Annotated in this window: 1 protein-coding gene; it reads left to right on the top strand. The window is 72.6% G+C overall.

Annotated features, from left to right (window positions below; all coding sequences use genetic code 11):
- Positions 1–1,882, top strand: a 1,882-nt coding sequence (locus WA805_RS10130; RefSeq protein ID WP_425242214.1) for an ATP-binding protein, incomplete at both ends; no start/stop codon positions are given.

The raw sequence follows: 1,882 nt of genomic DNA, 5'->3' as shown, positions 1-1,882 counted from the left end.
GTACCAAGACGGCGCCTGGCTCGTCGAGCTCGCCAGCGTCGCCGCGCCCGACGGGGTTGGGCCGGCCGTGGCCGGCGCGCTCGGCGCGGTGGCGTCTGCGCTCAGGAGCCCTCAGCCTCCGGGATCGGCTGTGCAGCTCATCGTGCGCCACCTGGCCGGACGGTCGCTGGTCGTTGTCCTGGACAACTGCGAGCACGTCATCGCCGAGGCGGCCGCGCTGGCCGACACCCTCGCCGGGGCCGTGCCGGGTCTCCGGCTGATCGCCACGAGCCGTGAGGCGCTCGGCATACCTGGGGAAGTCCTGGTGCCGGTGGGCGGCCTGGCCATCCCGGCCGCCGTGGAGCTGTTCGCCGACCGCGCCCGGGCCGTGCAGCCCGGCTTCCTCGCGGATGGGCCGGCCAGCGATGTCATCGAGGACATCTGCCGCCGGCTGGACGGCCTGCCCCTGGCCGTCGAGCTCGCCGCCGCCCGGCTCCGTGCGCTGCCGCTGGCCACCGTGGCGGAACGGCTCGACGACCGCTTCCGGCTGCTCACCGGCGGCGCCCGCACCGCCCTGCCCCGCCAGCAAACCCTGCGGGCAGTGGTGGACTGGAGCTACGACCTGCTGTTCGAGGACGAACGCCGCCTGTTCGCCCGGCTCGCCGCCTTCACCGGCGGCTGCGATCTCGCCGCAGCCGAAGCCATCTGCGCCGACGACCAGGTCCCGGCCGGTGAGATCCTCGATGTGCTGAGCCGGCTGGTCGACAAGTCCCTCGTCACTGGCCCCGGTGCCGGTGCCGGTGGTGAAGCCCGGTTCAGCCAGCTCCAGACGCTGTGGCAGTACGGCCGGGACCGCCTCGGGGAATCCGGCGAAGCTGACGCGATGCACGCCAGGCACGGCTCCTATTACCGGCAGATGGCCACCGAGGCGCACGATGGCCTGCGCGGCGCCACCGGGCCGATATGGCGGGATCGTCTGGCCTCGGAGTCGGGTAACCTGCGGGCCGCGCTCGACTGGTTCATCAGCAACGGGAACGCTGATGCGGCGCTGTCGCTCACGTCAGGCATAGCCTGGTTGTGGTTCATTAACGGCGACTTCGCCGAAGGAGCCCGCTGGCTCGGTGATGCGCTCGGCGCCAGCGGGCAGCGCCATCCCGGCCTGGGAGCGACCGCCCACGTCTGGCACGGCTATTGCGTGGGCATGTCGTCCAGCCCGGCGGCGGGCGTCGTTGAATGCGAGGAGGCCGTCGTCGCGCTGAGGGCCGGCGGTGACCGGGGTCGCCTGACGGAGGCGCTGGTGCTCTGCGCGACGGTACTGGGGTTCGCGCACCAGTTCCGGCGATCACTCGAAACCCTGGGCGAGGCACGGGATCTGCTGAAACCAGCTCGCGACGGCTGGCTCCTCGCGATCCACGACTTGATAGTCGCCTGGAACCTGGTGTCGCTGGGGCGGCTGGAGGACGCGGAGCCAGCCGCCCGTTCGAGCCTCGAGCGCTTCGACGCCGAGGGAGAGGTCCTGGTGGTCGTCACTCCGCTGAACGCCCTGGCCAGCATCGCCGAGGCCCGGGGGGACCTTGATGCTGCCGCGGCAGCCTACGAGGCGCTGCTGGAGCGCTGCCGGGCCACCGGCCAGCCTCTGCAGGTGCCGTTCAGCCTGGTCGCTTTGGCCGCGCTGCGGGCCAGGCAAGGTGACGACGCCGCAGCCGACGGGCTCTACCAGGAGGCGATCGGGTGCAGCGTCAACCCGTGGCTGTCGGCTGACGCCATGGTCGGCCAGGCGGCGGCCGTCCGACGGCTCGGTGATCTGGCGCGGGCACGGGCGCTGCTCGACGCGGCAGGAAGCCACTACCGGCACGTCGATCTCCCGGCCGGCCCGCCTCGTGTGCTCGCGGGCCTGGCGTGG

The sequence above is a fragment of the Trebonia sp. genome, from assembly GCF_049794275.1.
Lineage (GTDB): Bacteria > Actinomycetota > Actinomycetes > Streptosporangiales > Streptosporangiaceae > Trebonia.
Note: the sequence above shows the minus strand (reverse complement) of the source record. Positions and strands in the feature narration are given on the sequence as shown.